18 protein-coding genes are annotated in these 19,170 nt (G+C 42.1%); 7 read left to right on the plus strand and 11 right to left on the minus strand.

Annotated features, from left to right (window positions below; all coding sequences use genetic code 11):
- Nucleotides 1-48 precede the first annotated feature (48 nt).
- From OQX61_RS06750 to OQX61_RS06760, 3 genes are all read right to left on the minus strand, one after another.
- Nucleotides 49-615, minus strand: a complete 567-nt coding sequence (locus tag OQX61_RS06750) for a MarC family protein (RefSeq protein WP_265840875.1) — start codon at nucleotides 613-615, stop codon at nucleotides 49-51.
- 137 nt (nucleotides 616-752) lie between these two features.
- Entirely contained in the window at nucleotides 753-2,453 is a 1,701-nt protein-coding gene (locus OQX61_RS06755) for an amino acid permease (protein WP_265840876.1), read from the minus strand.
- Between the two features lie 130 nt (nucleotides 2,454-2,583).
- Complete coding sequence (locus OQX61_RS06760) at nucleotides 2,584-4,884, minus strand: sodium-translocating pyrophosphatase (protein WP_265840877.1); 2,301 nt, start codon at nucleotides 4,882-4,884, stop codon at nucleotides 2,584-2,586.
- A 407-nt stretch (nucleotides 4,885-5,291) separates the two neighbouring features.
- Here OQX61_RS06760 and OQX61_RS06765 point away from each other — a divergent pair, with 407 nt between their 5' ends.
- Both OQX61_RS06765 and OQX61_RS06770 read left to right on the plus strand, forming a co-directional pair.
- Nucleotides 5,292-6,755 carry an amino acid permease gene (locus OQX61_RS06765; RefSeq protein ID WP_265840878.1) on the plus strand — a complete coding sequence of 488 codons (1,464 nt, stop codon included), beginning with the start codon at nucleotides 5,292-5,294 and terminating at the stop codon, nucleotides 6,753-6,755.
- Between the two features lie 58 nt (nucleotides 6,756-6,813).
- A complete protein-coding gene (locus OQX61_RS06770; RefSeq protein ID WP_265840879.1) occupies nucleotides 6,814-7,395 on the plus strand; it encodes an XRE family transcriptional regulator in 582 nt (193 codons plus the stop codon).
- A gap of 44 nt (nucleotides 7,396-7,439) precedes the next feature.
- Here OQX61_RS06770 and OQX61_RS06775 read toward each other — a convergent pair whose 3' ends face one another.
- Both OQX61_RS06775 and OQX61_RS06780 read right to left on the minus strand, forming a co-directional pair.
- On the minus strand, nucleotides 7,440-7,637 hold the full coding sequence (locus OQX61_RS06775) for a DUF5808 domain-containing protein (RefSeq protein WP_265840880.1): 198 nt from the start codon (nucleotides 7,635-7,637) through the stop codon (nucleotides 7,440-7,442).
- Between the two features lie 114 nt (nucleotides 7,638-7,751).
- Nucleotides 7,752-7,907, minus strand: a complete 156-nt coding sequence (locus OQX61_RS06780) for a hypothetical protein (RefSeq protein ID WP_265840881.1) — start codon at nucleotides 7,905-7,907, stop codon at nucleotides 7,752-7,754.
- Between the two features lie 181 nt (nucleotides 7,908-8,088).
- Between OQX61_RS06780 and OQX61_RS06785 the strand changes: the two genes are divergently transcribed.
- Nucleotides 8,089-8,853, plus strand: a complete 765-nt coding sequence (locus OQX61_RS06785) for a DUF1269 domain-containing protein (protein WP_265840883.1) — start codon at nucleotides 8,089-8,091, stop codon at nucleotides 8,851-8,853.
- Between the two features lie 16 nt (nucleotides 8,854-8,869).
- Here OQX61_RS06785 and OQX61_RS06790 read toward each other — a convergent pair whose 3' ends face one another.
- The 4 genes from OQX61_RS06790 to OQX61_RS06805 form a co-directional block, all read right to left on the minus strand.
- Nucleotides 8,870-9,793: a DMT family transporter gene (locus OQX61_RS06790; RefSeq protein ID WP_265840884.1), complete on the minus strand. Its 924-nt coding sequence runs from the start codon at nucleotides 9,791-9,793 to the stop codon at nucleotides 8,870-8,872.
- Between the two features lie 71 nt (nucleotides 9,794-9,864).
- Nucleotides 9,865-10,434 carry a Crp/Fnr family transcriptional regulator gene (locus tag OQX61_RS06795; RefSeq protein WP_265840886.1) on the minus strand — a complete coding sequence of 190 codons (570 nt, stop codon included), beginning with the start codon at nucleotides 10,432-10,434 and terminating at the stop codon, nucleotides 9,865-9,867.
- A 4-nt stretch (nucleotides 10,435-10,438) separates the two neighbouring features.
- A complete protein-coding gene (locus tag OQX61_RS06800; protein WP_265840887.1) occupies nucleotides 10,439-11,065 on the minus strand; it encodes a chloramphenicol acetyltransferase in 627 nt (208 codons plus the stop codon).
- A 27-nt stretch (nucleotides 11,066-11,092) separates the two neighbouring features.
- The gene (locus OQX61_RS06805) at nucleotides 11,093-11,782 is read right to left on the minus strand and encodes an HAD family hydrolase (RefSeq protein ID WP_265840888.1); all 690 of its coding nucleotides are present in this window, start codon (nucleotides 11,780-11,782) and stop codon (nucleotides 11,093-11,095) included.
- 172 nt (nucleotides 11,783-11,954) lie between these two features.
- Here OQX61_RS06805 and OQX61_RS06810 point away from each other — a divergent pair, with 172 nt between their 5' ends.
- The 4 genes from OQX61_RS06810 (at nucleotide 11,955) to OQX61_RS06825 (ending at nucleotide 15,667) form a co-directional block, all read left to right on the plus strand.
- Nucleotides 11,955-12,776: a universal stress protein gene (locus OQX61_RS06810; RefSeq protein ID WP_265840889.1), complete on the plus strand. Its 822-nt coding sequence runs from the start codon at nucleotides 11,955-11,957 to the stop codon at nucleotides 12,774-12,776.
- A gap of 213 nt (nucleotides 12,777-12,989) precedes the next feature.
- Nucleotides 12,990-13,457, plus strand: coding sequence for a RidA family protein (locus tag OQX61_RS06815; protein ID WP_265840890.1), 468 nt, complete (start codon nucleotides 12,990-12,992; stop codon nucleotides 13,455-13,457).
- Between the two features lie 15 nt (nucleotides 13,458-13,472).
- The gene (locus tag OQX61_RS06820; protein ID WP_265840891.1) at nucleotides 13,473-14,441 is read left to right on the plus strand and encodes a sugar kinase; all 969 of its coding nucleotides are present in this window, start codon (nucleotides 13,473-13,475) and stop codon (nucleotides 14,439-14,441) included.
- Between the two features lie 77 nt (nucleotides 14,442-14,518).
- Entirely contained in the window at nucleotides 14,519-15,667 is a 1,149-nt protein-coding gene (locus OQX61_RS06825) for a D-TA family PLP-dependent enzyme (RefSeq protein WP_265840892.1), read from the plus strand.
- On the opposite strand, the gene OQX61_RS06830 is transcribed toward OQX61_RS06825, so the two are convergent.
- Nucleotides 15,668-16,444 carry a DeoR/GlpR family DNA-binding transcription regulator gene (locus OQX61_RS06830; protein ID WP_265840893.1) on the minus strand — a complete coding sequence of 259 codons (777 nt, stop codon included), beginning with the start codon at nucleotides 16,442-16,444 and terminating at the stop codon, nucleotides 15,668-15,670.
- Nucleotides 16,445-16,503: 59 nt separating this feature from the next.
- Nucleotides 16,504-19,101, minus strand: a complete 2,598-nt coding sequence (locus OQX61_RS06835) for a family 20 glycosylhydrolase (RefSeq protein ID WP_265840894.1) — start codon at nucleotides 19,099-19,101, stop codon at nucleotides 16,504-16,506.
- Nucleotides 19,102-19,170 lie beyond the last annotated feature (69 nt).

Consider the following 19,170-nt stretch of genomic DNA (forward strand, 5'->3'; position numbering starts at 1 on the left):
GAATTGTTTAAATTCAGGGGCCATTTTTAGGTATGGAGGGGTTGTAGATTACAAACCCGTGTTGTTTCTGAATAGCTTAATGGCAATGGCCAGTAGGATGATTCCAAATGCCTTTCTTAAGACGTTCAATCCGGCTTTACCAAGAAGTCGCTCTAAACGATTGGTGTTCTTTAATACAAAATACACAAACATCATATTGATCAGGATACCAGCAATGATGTTTTGTGTGGCATACTCTGTCTTCAATGACAATAGGGTAGTCATGGTTCCGGCACCCGCAATTAATGGGAAGGCCAATGGAACGATAGACACCGTTTCAGGAACATCTTCGTTGAAAATGGTGAGTCCGAGCACCATTTCCATCGCAATCACAAAGATCACAAAGGAGCCTGCAATCGCAAAGGATTCTACATCCAGACCGATTACTTTTAATAAGGTTTCTCCCGCAAAAAGAAAGATAATCATCAATGCTGTAGCCACAATAGTTGCTTTTTCAGATTGAATATGACCGGCTTTTTTTCTAAGTTCGATGACCACAGGGATGGCACCAAGGATATCAATGATCGCGAACATGATCATTGAACAAGAGAGTATTTGACTGAAATTAAATTCCATAGCAGCTGATTTATGCTGCAAAGGTATAGTATTTTGTAATAAAATGGTGACCTGATGTGAAAACAAAAAGGCCCTGGTTCATGAGATGAACCAGGGCCTTTTATGTTTAAAATGTACTTCCTTTTAGTAAAGGAGGCTTATAGTTTGGCTTTCACGTTTTTAGAGGTGGCAGCACGATATACGTAGATGAAGATATGTACTACAGCAAATACCAGAGAGAAGTAGTACAATCCAGTATCAGTTCCATTGGTGGTATGGTGGTGGATAATCGCCACAATAATCAACAATACCGCTAAGGCTAAACCGATGAAAGAAACTACTTTATTACTCCTGGCAAGTGTTACCGGATTATTGTCTGACAATAAACTGTTTTTGATTCCGTAGAATAAATACACGTTTACACCGATAATCATCCATACCAATAGACGAACCCAGGTATCCAATGGAAGGAAAATCATCATTCCTAAACATACCACAACACCCAGGATCGGGATAAGCGGTACCATTGGTACTTTAAATGCTCTTGGAAGATCAGGCATACGTTTTCTCAGGATAATGATACCAATACATACCAGGATAAAGGCAAACAGGGTACCGATACTGGTCATTTCACCCACAACTCTTGCCGGAACAAAAGCAGCGAATAAACTCACAAATACCATGAATAAAATATTGCTCTTCGCAGGAGTACTGAATTTAGGGTGAACTTTAGAGAATACAGCTGGCAATAAACCATCTCTACTCATCGAGAAGAATACTCTCGACTGTCCAAGTAACATCACCAGGATTACAGAAGAATAACCACCTAAAATCGCAAGGATAATCGCTTTGTTTAACCATGGGTAAGCTGGCGTTACTATACCTGCTGCATTTTTAACACCCATATTGTCAATCGCAACAGCAACCGGAGCAATACCATCCTGACCTTTGAATAAGTCGTAGTTGGCTACACCTGTCATTACGTGTGCAAATAAGATATAAAGAATAGTACAGATGAATAGCGAAACAAGGATACCGATTGGCATATCTTTCTTCGGGTTTTTAGCTTCTTGTGCTGCAGTAGATACCGCATCAAAACCAATATAAGCGAAGAATACAATACCCGCTGCTCTGATGACACCACCCCATCCGTTTTCAAAGAAACTGGCATGACCTGGTTTATCCGCAGGGATAAAATATGGAGAGTAATTGTCTGCATTGATGTATTTCCATCCTAAGAAGATAAAGATGAATACGATAACCACCTTAATGGCTACAATAACACCATTGATGATCGCTGATTCTTTAGTTCCTCTGATTAACACCATTGACATTAATACAATGATAAACACGGCAGGTAAGTTAAACATACCGTTAACGATCGTTCCATCGGCAAGGGTAGCTGTGTCAAATGGCGACATCACTACCTGTGCGGGGAGGTGAAGGTCGTAATATTCGAGAAACTTGACCAGGTATCGGCTCCAGCTAATAGAAACTGTAGCTGCACCAACCGCATATTCCAGTACTAAATCCCAACCAATAATCCAGGCTACTAATTCGCCCATGGTGGCATAAGAATAGGTATATGCACTTCCCGCAACAGGAATCATCGAAGCAAATTCTGCATAGCATAAACCTGCAAAACCGCAACCTATTGCTGCAATAACAAAGGAAATGGTGATCGCCGGGCCGGCATTATTGGCCGCTGCTGAACCTGTAATGGAAAATAATCCAGCACCGATAATGGCCCCAATACCCAAAGCAACCAGATTTACGGGGCCCAGGGTTCTCTTCAGTGCCCCTTCTCCGCTTTCGGAAGCTTCTTTTGTAAGTAAGTCGATTGACTTTCTAAAATTCATAGTTTAAAGTTTAGTAAAAGGTTGTCTATAGTCTTTTTTTTTGTAATCAGATTGTCAAACCTAAATAAAGATGTTTAAAAATAAAAGGGATTTTTATTCAAAATCCCTTTTATTAGTAACAATCGTAATATTATGGTTTGACAGTAATTGTGTCTAACAGGTTCTTTATGGTGTCAATCCGCTCTTTTCCATTAGCATCTATCGTTTTCATCACCCGGATTTCTTTAATGATTTCCTGACGCTGTTTAACCTCCGGCATCACGCCTACGGCTATGTAAGGGGCAATGACAAGCGATACAATAGACATTAGCTTGATTAGAATGTTCATAGAGGGACCCGAAGTGTCCTTGAATGGATCGCCTACGGTATCACCGGTAACTGAGGCTTTATGTGGCTCAGATTTTTTATAAAACATCTCCCCGTTAATTTCAACTCCCTTTTCAAAAGACTTCTTGGCATTGTCCCATGCTCCACCTGCATTACTCTGGAAAATTCCCATGAGGACGCCGGATACGGTAACACCTGCCAGTAAACCACCCAACATTTCGGCGGAACTCACAGCAGGAAATACGTCTTTAAATCCGAAACCTACCATGATCGGTACCAATAGTGCAATTGCACCCGGCAACATCATTTCACGGATAGAGGCTTTGGTCGAAATGGCTACGCATTTTTCATATTCAGGCTTGGCTTTGTATTCCATAATTCCCGGGATTTCGCGGAACTGACGACGAACCTCCTGAACCATTTCCATAGCCGCTTTTCCTACCGCTGCAATACACAAGGCAGAGAAGATAAATGGAATCATGGCCCCAACAAATAAGGCGGCCAGCACAGGTGCTTTGTAAATGTCTATGGCATCAATCCCCGCAACCCCCACAAAAGCGGCAAATAAAGCCAGTGAGGTTAGCGCAGCGGAAGCAATAGCAAATCCCTTACCCGTTGCTGCGGTCGTGTTTCCTACGGCGTCCAGGTTGTCTGTACGCTCACGGACCTTCGGAGGAAGCTGACTCATCTCCGCAATTCCACCGGCATTGTCTGCAATCGGACCAAAAGCATCAATGGCAAGTTGCATGGCCGTAGTGGCCATCATACCGGCAGCAGCAATCGCCACACCATATAAACCGGCAAAAGCATAGGAGAAGATAATTCCACCTGCCAGTACCAGAATAGGGGCAACCGTAGATTTCATCCCTACAGATAATCCTGCAATAATATTGGTAGCATGTCCTGTTCCGGACTGCTGAATGATTGATTTTACAGGGCCTTTACCCATTGCGGTATAATATTCCGTAATGATACTCATGAGGGTACCTACCACCAGACCGACTAATATGGCACAGTAAACATCCATTTTAGTAAAACTTACACCACGAAGGTGCAGCTGAGGAGGCAGCATAAACATCACGATAAAGTAACAGGCAATACCAGTCAGGATAATAGAGCTCCAGTTGCCCAGATTTAAGGCCGTTTGTACATTAGAATCTTCGCCTTTAATCCGCACAAACCAGGTGCCTACAATAGAGAAGAGGATGCCCAGACCGCAGATCACCAGGGGTAACAATACCGGCGAAAAGCCATTCAGCTGATCTACAGCAACGCCATTTAGCTTATCAACTACAATTTCCTGTCCCAATACCATGGTGGCCAGGATAGTAGCTACATAAGAACCGAATAAATCGGCGCCCATTCCGGCTACATCACCAACATTGTCGCCTACGTTATCAGCAATCGTAGCGGGGTTCCTAACGTCATCTTCGGGGATTCCCGCTTCTACTTTACCCACTAAATCCGCACCTACATCGGCAGCTTTGGTATAAATACCACCACCAACACGGGCAAATAACGCGATAGACTCAGCTCCTAAAGAGAAGCCGGTAAGCACTTCTATCGCTGTTTTCATCTCGGTGCTGTTGGCATTAATGACATTAAATACCTGCAGGAAAACAATGAACAAGCCTCCTAAACCTAAAATTGCCAATCCGGCAACACCTAATCCCATGACTGTTCCGCCGGTAAAGGAAACTTTTAAGGCCTTCGCTAAACTGGTTCTGGCAGCCTGCGTGGTCCTTACATTGGCTTTCGTGGCGGCTTTCATGCCGATATATCCTGCGGTGGCAGAAAATACAGCGCCAATAACGAATGCAACCGCAATGATCCAGCTGGAATGTAAGACAACGCCATTTATTTCATGGATGTTTCCGGACCAGGCGAGTAATACTGCGGTAAATGCCACGAAAATGCTGAGCACTTTCCATTCTGCTTTCAGAAAGGCCATCGCTCCATCGGCTATATAGCCTGCGAGTTCCTGCATTTTCGCATCACCAGCATCTTGTTTGTTCACCCAGGCACTTTTTATGGCCATTACGAGAATGCCGATTAAACCCAGCAAGGGGATAAAGTAAATTAGATTTTTTTGTAAGAACTCCATACTTGGTTTAAGTTTATTTGGTTATTTTTTGTTTTACGGGGTATAGATTACTCCTTCGGTATGGAGTAGCGCGTTCACAGATCAGATAGAGCTACGTAAAATTAACAGTGTTCTTTTAAAAAGCAAATTTTTAATGAACTGATTGTTAAGGTTTTTTTTATAAAATATAATTTAATATTTCGAATGCCTTTGCAGGTCACCGGTTTTTAATTTTTTTAAATATATTAGCACAAACTAACCAAACAAAATGAAAGCATCAAATTGAACCACAATTAATTGTATGCCTTTAAATACCTACGTTCAGTCAATATTTGCTGGCCTGGTTAATTAGGTCATGAAGCAGCTCAAATTTTGAAAACCAACAACCAAACCTGATGAATTCTTCGAAGGTGTTAAAAACAAACTAAATGGAAAAAGAAAGTCAAGATGGCTCTTTCAAAAGAGAACTTGGATTATTAGATGGTACCATGCTCGTCGTAGGATCAATGATCGGCTCCGGTATTTTTATTGTGAGTGCGGATATTGCCAGACAGGTAGGTTCTGCGGGTTGGCTGATTGTGATCTGGGTATTGACTGGCCTGGTTACGGTAATCGCTGCGGTGAGTTACGGAGAGCTGAGTGCCATGTTTCCTAAAGCAGGCGGACAATATGTTTACCTGAAAGAAGCTTACAATAAACTGATTGCTTTTCTATATGGATGGAGCTTTTTTGCCGTGATACAGACGGGAACTATCGCCGCTGTAGGCGTGGCTTTTTCCAAGTTTTCCGCCTACTTATACGAACCTTTAAGTGATACCAACATCCTTTGGCAATTGCAGACAGGAACCGCTGCTAACGGAACTCCGGAGTATTTTGCACTGAGTGCCGCTCAGCTGGTCTCGATTGTCACCATTGTTTTCCTGACTTACCTCAATAGTCGTGGGGTAAAAGACAGCAAAACCCTGCAAACATTTCTAACCATCATTAAAATATTATCACTTTTCGGTTTAATCGTTTTTGGTTTTACACTGGGGGCAAAAGCAGAAATATGGAATGCCAACTGGGCAGATGCCTGGAGTCTGAAGTCGCTCAATGTAGAAACAGGCTCCTGGATGACCATCGGTGGTTCCGTGCTTTTTGCCGCCATTTCTGCTTCTTTAGTAGGTTCTTTGTTTTCCAGTGATGCCTGGAATGGGGTTACTTTTATTGCCGGAGAGATCAAAAATCCGAAACGTAACGTCGGACTCAGCTTGTTTCTGGGGACCTTCATTGTCAGTGTGATTTATGTACTGGCCAATTTGATGTATGTGGCCGTGATTCCTATGAATGATATTGCCACTGCCAAATCTGACCGCGTAGCCGTAGTGGCTGCCCAGCATATTTTTGGAAATGCCGGAACCATCATTATCGCATTGATGATCATGATTTCTACATTTGCCTGTAACAACGGGCTGATTATGGCAGGAGCAAGGGTATACTATACGATGGCTAAGGATGGTCTTTTCTTTAAGAAAGCGGCCACCTTAAATAAGGCAAGCGTACCTGCCTGGGCATTATGGATTCAGTGTCTTTGGGCATCAGCATTATGCCTGACCGGAAAATACGGAGCGCTGCTTGATTTTGTAATGATCATCGTGATGATCTTTTATATCCTGACTATTCTGGGCATTTTTATTTTAAGAAGAAAGATGCCAGACGCAGAACGTCCATACCGTGCTTTCGGTTATCCGGTATTACCAATGTTATACATCATCTTCGCTACCGTTTTTTGTGTGTCTTTACTGGTCACTAAAATGAGTACCTGTGGATGGGGGGTGCTGATTATGCTGGCCGGAATTCCGGTGTATTACCTCACTAAACAAAAGGATAAAGACCTTGACCCGATAAATTAACCATTACATGGTACTGCTACGGCTATAATTTGATTATTTTTGGACAATAATAAGTACTATGGAAGAGGATGTAATCCTGAAAATCAGTTACCGGATAAAAGAAATAAGAAAAGAAAGAGGCATCACCATTCAGGAGTTGGCAGATCGGGCAGGCGTAAGCAAGGGCCTGATTTCTCAGATTGAAAATAACCGTACGGTTCCTTCTTTAATGGTATTGATCGATATCATCAAATCCCTTGATGTAGACTTAAACCAGTTTTTTAAAGACATTTCCGACAGTGCAAACAAAGCACCGGTAGTGGTCAAAAGAAAATCTGAATATGAATCATTTGAAAAGGAACAGGCGCTGGGGTTTTTATACAAGCGTATCCTGACTAAATCTATCAAAAATGCCACGGTAGATATCGTGTTGCTGGAGCTGGAGCCAAATGCTTCAAGGCCAATGGTGAGGACCGAGGCTTTTGAATACAAATACATCCTGGCAGGAAGTGTGAAATATCATTTTGAAGATCAGGAGATTGAATTGTCAGCAGGCGATTCTTTACTTTTTGACGGCCGGTTACCCCATACGCCAACAAATATTGGGAAGGATAAAGCAATTATGCTGATCCTTTATTTCTTTGAAGAAGTGAAAGCTTAATCCCCGGCAAAATCTGGCCCTTTCTTTATCTCCCGTAATTAAACTTATGGGAGATAAAGAAGGGTATAGACAAACAGTATACTTATGGCCAGTAAAATGAGGATATTCATCTTATGCGCAAAGTTCAGCGTGTGTCCCATAGATCTTTCGCGCTTAGGCACAAATAATCGGGAATCTTGAGGATTCCAATAGATGAATCCCATCTTGTAATTAACAATGTTGTCTACAGGGTCTATATTCATTTTGAGGGTGTTTTTTAAGAGTTGCTTATATAAATATATGGTTTTCAGTTAATTTATAAAACTCTGTTAAAAAAATAATTACAATTTTTTTAAATAAATATACTCCTGTTTATTTCATAACTTCTCCGACCTGATACCAGCCTTAGTTTTATTTACAGGCACATTTTTAGCGTCTTTTGCGGAGGTTTGGTTCTCCGGCTCTGCTACCTTTGCTTTTCTACTGACTTCGGATATTTCTTTCTCCCTGGTTTTATGTTTTGGACTTTTCATAACCCTATTTTTTTGTGTCAAATCTTTATAGGTAAACAACTGAAAAATAATTTGGTTTATTTATGGCCTGTAAGCAGAATTTAGAGCAATACCGGGGAATGGAGGAAGAGACCTCAATATTAAAACAAATTATCTGCTGATTTGTAGTTATATCACTTAATTAAGAACAAAATACATTTCCATGGAAAAAATGATTCAAGCCTTATTCAATACAGAAGTAGAGGCATTTAAAGGTTTAAAAGCGTTGCAGGAACTTAACCTGACAAACGATATTTCAGTTGGTGAAACCTATATATTAACACGTGATGAAGATGGAAAAGTAAATATCCGGTCGGCGAAAAATGAGTCAGCAGGAAATGGAGTACTAACAGGTGGTGTGATTGGTGGTTTAATAGGTCTGCTGGCGGGGCCGCTTGGATTTATTGTTGGTCTGGCTGGTGGTATGATCGCTGGTTCCGCGGGAGAAACTTTGAAAGCAGAAGGTGTATCAGATTATCTGGATCAAATTGCTACAAATATCCCTGATGGCAAATCCGTTTTGATTGCACATGTATGGGAAAGTTGGGAAACACCAGTGGATGCCTTACTTGGACCATTGAGTGTTGAACTGAAACGCTTTAATCTGGATGAGAAAGTCTTTGTTCCGGTAAAAACGGAATTGGATAAACTTCAGGCCGATATCGAGGAAGCTGAAGCTAAATTGAAAGAAGTAGCGGAATCTGAAAAAGCAGAATGGGAAAGTACTCTGGCCAATTTAAAAGCCAAACGTGCAGCATTGGAGGATAAATTGAAAACACATAATGCACATCAGGAAAAACAGTACGAAGAATGGATCAACCAATCTCCTGTTGAGCAGCAAACGGAAGATACCGAGAAACAAGCAAGACTGGAAAATAGAATCAAGGAGCAGAAAACGCGCCTTGATGCAATAAAAAAAAATAAATAATTGCTAACAGCGGGCTTTAAGAGGCCCGCTTTGGTTTTTCTATATTCATTAATATTACTGCCGCCAGGATCAGGACAATTCCTGCCCACTGCATTAGATTAACAGGTTCTTTTAAAATAAAATGCGCCATCAGTACCGAGACCGGTATTTCTACGGCCGCGATAATGGTACCCAGTCCGACTCCGGTAAGGGGCATCCCCATGGTAAAAAGTAATGGGGGAAGGATGGTTCCGAAAAGAGAAAGGACGATTCCCCATCGCCAAAAGATGTCAAAGGAGAAATTCATGTTCAATGAAGCATGGAAAATGAGCATAATGATGATCAATCCACCCAGTACCAAATACAGACTCCTTCTGACCACCGGCAAATGAAGTGCGATCCCATTGGAGGCATATACGGTAATGGTATAAGATAGTGCCGCTAACATTCCCCAGCCCAGGCCACGCCAGTCGATAGTAACCGATGATTGTAATAGGTTGGTTGCCAGTATCGTTCCTCCTATGATGATCAGTACGGAAATAATCTTCCGGTTTCCAGGTCGTTTTTTGTGCAGGATCATTTCCAGGATTACCCCCATCCATACCGTTTGCATCAACAACACGATACCCACACTCACGGGAATATATTGAACCGATAAATAGTAGAAAGTACTGGTTAGTCCCATCGCTGTTCCGGCAACCATTAGCTTTAACAGGCTTTTCCAGTTGGAAGGTTGCTTGCTTCCTGCTGCGATTGCGGAGCTGCTGGCCTTTGTACCTTGACGTTTGGTAAACATGCTGATGAGCAATAAACCGATAACGCCTATGGTAAATTGCGAAATGGTGACTTCCGCGGTAGTATAACCTTCCTTATAGGCCATTTTGACAAATGTTGCCAACATTCCATAACTCGCTGAGCCCAGCCCCACCAGAATACTTCCTTTTATTAAGTTGTTTTTCATCAGATCCCTATCATAACTGCTGCAAAGAAAGCGCTTTTTTAACAAGGAACTGTTTACATAGGTTGAGGCTTTTACAATTCTGCTCTTATCCTGCTGAGCTGTGTAGGCGTAATCCCAAGATAGGAGGCGATATGGTGCAGCTTTAGGCGCTGTAGTAATTGCGGATGGTTTTGTTTGAAACCGGCATACCGTTGTCCGGCAGTTTCATACTTCAGACTGATTTCGCCGATCTCCTTTTCTATCACCCAATGTTGTTCCAGGTATTGGATATAAAACCTGGCAATGTCCGGAAACTGTTCAGTCAGCAGACGAAAGCCTTCAAAAGGATAGCTGATGATTTCTGTGGCTTCCAATGCCTGGATGGTAAATTTACCAGGTTCCTTTAAGAGCATGGCGCTGGTGGAGGCCACCAGCGTTTGTTCAGGGAAGAATTTCTTGATGACGGTAGCGCCGTCTTTATCGGTATAGAAATAGGAAAGCAGTCCTTTTTTAACAAAAGAAACCTTATTAGGGGTACTGCCTTCCATCAATAAGTATTCCTGTCGGGCTAGTTGCTGCGTACTTAACAATTGCTGCCAGGCCTCCTGTGCAACAATGGAAATCGTCGCATAGCTTTTGATATATTTCCAGAATTCTTCCATCTGTTTAAGCTTCGTTTAGCAGTTCCTGGAAGCGTTCAATAAACTGACCAACATGAAAACCATCCATTAAAGCATGGTGGACGTGGATGGATACCGGCATTGTTCTTTTTCCTTCAGATTCCGTTAGTTTACCAAAGGAGATCTTCGGATTACTGTCTGCAAAGGTAAAGCTTCTGGCATGGGACATTGAAGTAAAATCTACCCATGGCAGGGCCGAATAGTGAATCACACAATCTCCGGAGCCGGCAGGGAAAAGCGAAGTGCTGTTTCTTACGGTTTCCATTTCCTTTTCAGCGATCACTTTGAACTCGGAAAAATCTTCATGATAATCCATATAAGAGAAGCCGAAAGAGCCATCTGCTCTGCCGATAGTTGGCGAAGCATTCACCTGATCATATATCCATACCTGATCTTCCACAATGCGGTAACGGAAAGAAGGAACATAATTTGCCGCTTGTAACGATTTGTGGAGGTAATGCAGGAAAAAGGAAATGCCTTTTGCTTTCGCAGTCGCATAAGCAATGGTACAGTCTACATTGACAGTTACGCCAAAAAAAGGCTCTTCAAACTGGCTGAAAAAATGAAAATGGTCTTTTCTTGACCAGGTATTTAAGTCTAAAATTTGTGTCATGGTCGCTTAATTGTAAAATGGTAATGCTTAAAGTAATTGTGGTAAAATCTCTGCCAATGATTTAACCTGATGGAAGTTTTCATGTTCCAGGGTATGGTCGATCTGCTCATGCGCCCAGGTGGTATGGTAGGGGATGTGTACTGCATGACCGCCAATCTCCAAAACAGGGATCACATCTGATTTTAAAGAATTCCCTAACATCAGGAAGTTTTCAGGCTTGCAATCTAAATGTTTCAGAAGTTTCAGGTAATCTTTTTCTTTTTTGTCACTCATGATCTCAATATGGTGGAAATAAGGGGCCAGGCCAGATTTCTCCAGTTTTCTTTCCTGGTCTAAAAGATCTCCTTTGGTGGCTACCACCAATCGGTATTTTCCTTTTAAGGCCTCCAGCACTTGCTGCACCTCATCTAATAATTCAATGGGTTTATTCAGCAAATCTTGTCCGTATTGAATCGTTTTATAGAGTATTTCAGGATTCGCAGTATTGTCAGTGATCCGGAGCACCGTCTCTATCATGCAAAGCATAAAGCTTTTTACGCCATAGCCATATAAAGGAAGGTTTTGCATTTCAGTTTTAAAGAGTTCCTGCGAAACACTATGGTGTGGGAGGTAATCTTCCAGTAAGGCACAGAATTTCTGCTCTGCTTCTAAAAAGTAGGGCTCATTTACCCAAAGGGTATCATCTGCATCGAAAGCAATTACTTGTATATTTTTCATCGTATGGATTTAAAACAGGTCAAATATCGGTGTTTTGCTTAAAACATCAGGATTGTCATGCTGAATTAAGTTTATAGTTTGATTAATGTCAAATTAATTTCTAAGCAGGGGTTCCTATGCTGATCAATGAAACTATTAGTTAATTTACGGATAACCTATATATTGATATCTTATGATTACAATCATTGTCGCAACAGATTTTTCCGATGTCGCAGAGAATGCCGTAGCTTATGCTGCCGCTGCCGCAAAACACAGTAAGGCAAGACTGATTTTATTCAATTCTTACGTCCTTCCGCACCATGCTTCCAATACGATTTTACCAGCCTCCAGTGTCCAGAAGTTACTAGATGAGAACAACCACCACTTACAGGAGCGTGCATTAGCTATTGCAAAAAACTATGGCATAGAAGTAGGTTTTGAAACCCGCTTTTCTTTTGTAGGGGATGAGTTGAGCGATGTCATTAAAAAGTATGAGGCTGACCTGCTCATTCTTGGAATGGGTTCTAAAACACTGGAACAAGACTTGATCGGAAATACGACTACTGCCGCAATTAAGCAATTGAAATTTCCGGTGATCGCAGTTCCTGTCGGGGCGAAATTTGAAGGGTTGAAAAGAATCTTATTTGCCTGTGATGTGCTTCGGGGAGTGCCGGCACAAATTTTGAAACGAATTCAGGAGCTAGCGATCAGTCTGAATGCAGAAGTAGAAGTTTTTCATGTGAACAATGCAATTGAAGAATTGCAGTCCGGCGAGCGCGTATTAACCGAAAAAGATGCCATTGGAAACGGCCTTGCCGGAGTGAGCTATTACTATAAGAATGTGAAGTCTAATGCCGTAATTAAGGAGATTGCAAAAGAAATTAAAGCATTCGATGCTGATCTTCTGATCATGATCCCTAATAAATATGGCTTCTGGGCCTCTTTGGTCCATCGCAGTAAAACCAGAGTGATGGCTTCAGGGCTCGAAATCCCGCTGTTCTCCATTCCTCTTTAATTTTTATAAAACCATCTGGTTTTAAAGCATAACATAAATCACACCCTTTATCTGTATTTTTTGCAATTATTTTGCATGATGCGGGTTGAGGGTTTATTGTGTAGCCAGTTTTCTAAGCGAATTGAAATTTAAATCGCTTATTTTTGCAAAATTTATGCAAATTAGTATTGGTTTGATATATTTGATAAATTAGTATACCCTAATTAATTTCTTATGACAACATCTGCTCAAGACCGCTTTTTAAAGTTAGGCTTAACATTGCCTCCTGCCCCAAAACCATTGGGAATCTATAAACCTTACCTTATTGATGGTAAATATTTGTACCTCTCTGGTCATGGTCCCGTTCAGGATGATGGTTCTTTAATTATCGGGCGTGTTGGCGACGATATGGACAAAGACCAGGGGAAATTAGCTGCCCGTCAGGTTGGCCTGACCATGCTTTCGACCATTGTAACCAATCTTGGAAGTCTCAATGCTATAAAACGTGTGATTAAAGTTTTGGGAATGGTAGGCTGTACTCCAAACTTCGGAAGTCATCCTTATGTGATCAATGGTTGTAGTGAACTGTTTGAATCCGTATGGGGTTCTGAAAATGGAATCGGTGTGAGAAGTGCAGTAGGCATGGGTTCTCTACCTGACCATATCCCCGTAGAAATTGAAGCTTTATTTGAATTGGTTTAAGCTAATTTAGTACCCATGAATGCTACTCCGTGTATTACCTGTTTTGGCGAACTTTTACTGCGTTTCAATACGCAAAAGGGTTTGAGGTTTGTACAGTCTAAGGCCTTAAATATCCATGTTGCCGGTGCAGAAGCAAATGTTGCCGTGTTATTGGCCAGGTTAGGCCTGGACAGTAGGATGGTGAGCAGGGTTCCTGATAATGACCTGGCGGAAATGGCCATCGGAGAATTGCGCAAATATGGCGTCAATACCAGTGGAATAGCCAAAGGAGGAGAGCGATTGGGTACTTATTACGTGGAAAATGGCAATCATCTACGGCCAACGCAAGTGATTTATGACCGTTCCGGCTCTGCTTATGCTCAATTGAAAACAGGAATGATCGACTGGGAAAAACAGTTGGCAGATACCACTTTGTTTCACTGGTCGGGTATCGCGGCAGCACTGTCTGGCGGAGCGGCCGGTGTTTGTAATGAGGCAATCGAACTTGCCTGTAAAAAGGGAATCACCATATCCGCAGACTTTAATTACCGAAGGAAATTGTGGAACTATGGCCTGGAAGCAAAAGAAGTAATGCCGGACTTACTCCGTTATTGTCAGGTGGCAGTGGCGGATCTGGACAGCATCGCCATTTATTTTGGGATCGATACGAAAGAAGGCCTGACCTACAGAGATCGCTTTGAACATTGCTTTTCCGTTCTTAAAGATAAAATGCCATTGCTCCATACTTTTGCAATGAGCTTTAGGGTAGTAGAGGGATTAAACCATGTTTATTTTGCCGGCCTGGCACATGAAGGGCAGTTTTATTATTCTACCATTCATACGTTGCCATTCGTAACGGATCAGATTGGTACCGGTGATGCATTTACGGCGGGCTTGCTTTATGGTATTTCTTCCGGTTTTAGCCCGAAAAAAATGATCGAATGGGCAGCAGCTTGTGGCGTCATGAAACAAAGTATTCATGGGGGATTGGGCGCTGATCAGTAAAGAAGAAATCGAATCGTTTATACAGAGTGGAATCTCCACTAAAATCAATAGGTAAAACAGCTATCAATAATTAAAATATGGAAAACTGGCAGGAAATCTCTAATCTGGATCAATATGATACCCCCTTATTTGTGGTGTATGAGGACCGCGTTAAACAGAATATTGAAATGGCAATAGCATTGCTTTCCGGAGATATATCCAGGTTCCGACCACACATCAAGACCCATAAGATGGGAGAGGTGCTACAGCTTTTCTCCGGCTATGGCATTCATAAAATTAAGTGTGCCACGATTGCAGAAGCAGAATTGGCTGCTTTAAATGGCATGACAGATGTGATGATCGCTTATCAGCCGGTAGGATTTAAGATCCATAGGATGATGGCTCTGATTGCCGCTTTCCCCGACTGTAAGTTTTCTTGTCTGGTAGACAATCTGGAAACCGCAAGAGAAATTGCTGCGGTGGCACAAGGGAAGGGAAATGCTGCAGGGACGGAAATAGAAGTAGAGCCTGGTCAGGAAATATCCGTGTATCTGGATCTTAATACCGGAATGAACAGAACCGGTTTCCCGATAACAGAAAATGTGGTAGCGTTTGTGACCGCATTAAACGAGATCCATGGCTTAAAATTTATGGGCTTGCATATTTATGACGGCCATATTCATGATCCTGATCCGGCTGTCCGTGCAGCGCGGGCAAAACCAGCGATGGATAAAGTGCTTGCCGATGCAGATGAGCTATTCAAAAAAGGATTTGCAGATCTAAAGATTGTGGCCGGTGGTTCCAATACCTTTTCTTATTATTCGGGGATAGAAAGACTGGAATGTAGTCCTGGAACCTTTGTGTTTTGGGATGAGAACTATACCAGATTAATACCTGAATTGAACTTTAAACATGCAGCAGTATTGGTATGTAGTGTGATTTCTCTCCCTGCGCCTGGAATTTTATGTGTAGATCTGGGCTATAAATCGGTTTCTTCAGAAAATCCTATAGAGAAACGGGTAGTTTTCCCATGGAACGAAGACCTGACGCCAATCGGGCATTCCGAGGAGCACCTCACTTTGAAACATATCGGACCAAAAGAATATAAGGTCGGAGACCGGATTTACGGTCTCCCTTACCATGTATGTCCTTCCTGTGCCTTATACGAAGAAGCACAGGTGGTAAATGATCATCAGATTGAAAAAAGCTGGAGAATCAGGGCCAGAGATAAAAAGATCTCTATTTAACTATAGAAAAGTCAGGTTAGGATTAGACCTTTTATAAGGGTCCAGCAATGGGGCATCCGGCGGAAGCTCCGTCACAATATAATCCACTTCTGATAAGTTGGCAATTTTGATTTTCATCGTAGAATTCAGTTTCTCGGAGATAGATACAATGGCTACCTTATCAGAAGAAGCCAGCATGGCTTTCTTTACCTGAACCGTATCCCAGTCCGAATCGGAAAAGCCACCCTCAATATCCAGTGCATTGGTGCCCAGGATGCAAAGGTCAGTTTTAAGATGCGATAGCTGATTGAACACGTCTCCGCTAAAGCACATCTGGCTATAGGTAGAAATCTGCCCGCCAAGCATAATCGTCCTGACATTGGGCTTATCCAGCAATTCTACCGCAGATAGCACACTGGCAGTCACAATTGTGATCCTCAGGTTTCCCGGAATCAGTTTAATGAATTCTCTGATCGTGGTACCGCCACCCAGTAAGAGCAACATATCTTTTTTCAGTAATGGCAACAGTTTCTGTGCAATGGTGATCTTATCGTCTTGCGAATAGGCTTTTTGCTCAGAAGTATGGTGATAAGCACTGGCCATTGCCCCACCTTTTACCTTGATCACCAGATTTTCTTTTTCCAGCTCATTAATGTCTCTTCTGATGGTATCTTCAGAGACATTGACGATCAATGCCAGGTGTTCAAATGTGGCGCGGGTATGGATGTTAATTTCTTTAACAATGAGCTGCTTGCGCTGCGCTTTTGTTAATGGTGCTGGTTGTTGGTCGGTAGTCATTACTGATGGTATAATTACAATAATACGTCTTAATTATAAAAAAATAAACAATTTTGTGCTTATGGCAATTGCTTAGGGCTCCTTGTCCAGTTCTCGTCAGGGAGGATAGAACTGCTTTTTCCGCCCCTTCCTTTACTGTCGAATGTACGGAACCTGATCAATCCTTTCGCCGGAACAGGTTTGGTATAAACCGGACTGTCTTTTGTAGGTTCAGTCTGATCTATGGTATAACGAACTGTTAACCCTGGAAACTGTATATTCAGGTGCACCAGGCCATCTTTAACCACTGCGCCAGCAGGAGGGAGCCTGTAATTCAACGTTTCAAATGCGGCGTCAATTCTCGGTAATTCTCTCTTGCCTACTACATTTACAAATTCCGACCAGGCGCGGTTATACAACTGTTTTCTTTTGATAGAATCTGGCTCATTTGCCCATTCAGGGTCGGTAGCCCAGGCTCTTTCTGCCAATCCCAGCAGTTTAGGCATAATCATATACTCCAGGTCTTTAGCCCCTTTAATGGTTTCACTCCATAATAAGCCTTGTAAACCAACGATGTTCGCCTTCCCTTTAGCAGTTAAACGCTCTTTGGAGTCGTAAAATCCTTCTTTTAAGGTATTGCCGAATTTGTCTTTATTGGAATTCAGGAAAGAATTGAAAGGAATAAAGTTGAAAGCCTTGTCAATATCAGCATATTCGCCCCAGTAATAACCAGGTTCGTCAAAAGACTTTTGGTAGGCCATATCAAAATAGAAATTACTAACGCCACCCAAAATCACCTTATAACCAACATTAGCCAGGCGGTAAGCCAGATCTTCTGCACCCCATCCGATGATGTTATTCCATACATTCAGGTGGATGTTTTTATCCGCAAGTCCGGGATTGATGACATAAGATTTCTTGCCAGCGGTCACTACAGGCTGCATGCCCACTTCTTCCCAGCCGGATAAATACAAATTCCTTTGCTTCAGCATCTCGTATAGCCGGTTGTAAAAATACGCCCATAAGCCGTTTACGTCTTTTAATTCCGGATGAGCTTTTACAAAAGCTAAGCTGGTTGGAGAACCTTCCCAGGCGCCATCAGGAACCTCATCGCCGCCAAAATGTATGGTTTGTAAAGGTGCATTAGCGGCTTTATACATGGCAATGATCTCGTCACTTACTTTTTCCATGAAATTATAGGCGGAAGGAAGTGCCGGATCAATTACATTATCGTTCCAGTTTTGGACCGAACGATACGTAGAACGGTCATTCAGGTCCTGTAAAAGATATTCGGTTGCGGCTTTCGGTTCACCAGCTTTCATTAGTCTATGGTAACGCGCTTCCATAGAACGGATCGCTGCTCTGGCATGTCCAGGTGCTTCAATTTCAGGGATTACCCTGATGTGGCGGGCATTGGCATGTTTTAAAATTGCGATGAAATCAGCGGTACTATAATGACCGGTACCATGCGGATTGTTCACAAAAGGGCCTGAACCAAATGACGGAATCAGGTGGTTGGCGTTACTATCCAGCGGGTGTCCTCTTTTTGAACCCAGTTCTGTAAGCTCAGGTAAGCCCTGAATTTCCAGTCTCCAACCCTCATCATCATTTAAATGGAAGTGTAAAACATTGAGCTTATACATGCCCATTAGGTCCAGCAGTTTGATGATTTCTTCTTTAGTCTGGAAGTTTCTGGCCACATCGATCATTAATCCTCTGAATGGGAAACGGGGATGATCCTCAATTGCTGCGTTCTGCATATGGATACTGGCGACTTTAATCCCTCTTTTTTGCGGAGGTAACATGCTAAATAAAGACTGTATGCCATAAAATATACCCGTAGGATCAGCAGCGTTGATGGTCAGGTTATTTTGGTTGATCTCCATGGCATAACCTTCTTTTGCCAATGATTTATCCAGCTTTAACAGGATAGACTTTCCGGCGGGAAGGGTTTTCTTCGGAGTCAGTAATAGCGCTAACTTTTCTTTTAAAAAGATGCTTTCAACGGCAAACAAAGGATCTGCTGTTATTTTTACGGCCCCATCGAGGATAAACGCACCTGATTTTTTCTCATAAGCAACCGGAGTTGGGAAGACTTTTTGAAGTTCTTTTTCCGGAAGATTAACGATGTTTTTGTTCTCTTCATAGATGAGTTGAGGAGTGATAGCAGGAACACGATCCTGTTTATTTCTGGCAAATTGCGCCGGACTAGTAGAAGGTATGGCCTTCACATTAGTTATAGGAATCGGTTTTTTTGGATTATTGTCATAGATCAGGTAAAAACCTTCAGGAGCATCCGTGTAGTTTACCGCCCAGTCGCTGGAAGCAAATTCAATGTTTACGGAAGCCCCGTTACTAATAGGAACGAATTTAGCCGTCGGGTGGAAATAATACAAATCACCATTCACATGCACGAGGTCAACTTCTCCGCTTACTGTTTTCGCGATAATCCTTCTCGCAAAATTGAAATATAACTTCCAGTTTTTATTCGCTAAAGGAATCGGGCTGGTGTTTTGAATGTTCAGTACCGACAGGAATTGCCCTGCACCAGCATGATTATTTTCTATTATCTGCCAATTAATTGCAATGTTTTTCGCATTTACTACGTCTTTTTGAACTTGTGCAGTAGTCAGGAAAGCCAATAAGAGTAATGGCAATTGTAACAGTATTCTTCTCATTTTTATACCTATTAATTAGCCTAATATAGAGTTTACATGATGGATTTGCAAACAGAAGGACTTCTTGTT

The organism is Pedobacter sp. PLR (assembly GCF_026239675.1).
Classification (GTDB): domain Bacteria; phylum Bacteroidota; class Bacteroidia; order Sphingobacteriales; family Sphingobacteriaceae; genus Pedobacter.

Coding starts and splice junctions, on each gene's coding strand:
- OQX61_RS06750 (WP_265840875.1), bottom strand. CDS start 615: ATGGAATTTAATTTCAGTCAAATACTCTCTTGTTCAATGATCATGTTC.
- OQX61_RS06755 (WP_265840876.1), bottom strand. CDS start 2,453: ATGAATTTTAGAAAGTCAATCGACTTACTTACAAAAGAAGCTTCCGAA.
- OQX61_RS06760 (WP_265840877.1), bottom strand. CDS start 4,884: ATGGAGTTCTTACAAAAAAATCTAATTTACTTTATCCCCTTGCTGGGT.
- OQX61_RS06765 (WP_265840878.1), top strand. CDS start 5,292: ATGGAAAAAGAAAGTCAAGATGGCTCTTTCAAAAGAGAACTTGGATTA.
- OQX61_RS06770 (WP_265840879.1), top strand. CDS start 6,814: ATGGAAGAGGATGTAATCCTGAAAATCAGTTACCGGATAAAAGAAATA.
- OQX61_RS06775 (WP_265840880.1), bottom strand. CDS start 7,637: ATGAATATAGACCCTGTAGACAACATTGTTAATTACAAGATGGGATTC.
- OQX61_RS06780 (WP_265840881.1), bottom strand. CDS start 7,907: ATGAAAAGTCCAAAACATAAAACCAGGGAGAAAGAAATATCCGAAGTC.
- OQX61_RS06785 (WP_265840883.1), top strand. CDS start 8,089: ATGGAAAAAATGATTCAAGCCTTATTCAATACAGAAGTAGAGGCATTT.
- OQX61_RS06790 (WP_265840884.1), bottom strand. CDS start 9,793: ATGAAAAACAACTTAATAAAAGGAAGTATTCTGGTGGGGCTGGGCTCA.
- OQX61_RS06795 (WP_265840886.1), bottom strand. CDS start 10,434: ATGGAAGAATTCTGGAAATATATCAAAAGCTATGCGACGATTTCCATT.
- OQX61_RS06800 (WP_265840887.1), bottom strand. CDS start 11,065: ATGACACAAATTTTAGACTTAAATACCTGGTCAAGAAAAGACCATTTT.
- OQX61_RS06805 (WP_265840888.1), bottom strand. CDS start 11,782: ATGAAAAATATACAAGTAATTGCTTTCGATGCAGATGATACCCTTTGG.
- OQX61_RS06810 (WP_265840889.1), top strand. CDS start 11,955: ATGATTACAATCATTGTCGCAACAGATTTTTCCGATGTCGCAGAGAAT.
- OQX61_RS06815 (WP_265840890.1), top strand. CDS start 12,990: ATGACAACATCTGCTCAAGACCGCTTTTTAAAGTTAGGCTTAACATTG.
- OQX61_RS06820 (WP_265840891.1), top strand. CDS start 13,473: ATGAATGCTACTCCGTGTATTACCTGTTTTGGCGAACTTTTACTGCGT.
- OQX61_RS06825 (WP_265840892.1), top strand. CDS start 14,519: ATGGAAAACTGGCAGGAAATCTCTAATCTGGATCAATATGATACCCCC.
- OQX61_RS06830 (WP_265840893.1), bottom strand. CDS start 16,444: ATGACTACCGACCAACAACCAGCACCATTAACAAAAGCGCAGCGCAAG.
- OQX61_RS06835 (WP_265840894.1), bottom strand. CDS start 19,101: ATGAGAAGAATACTGTTACAATTGCCATTACTCTTATTGGCTTTCCTG.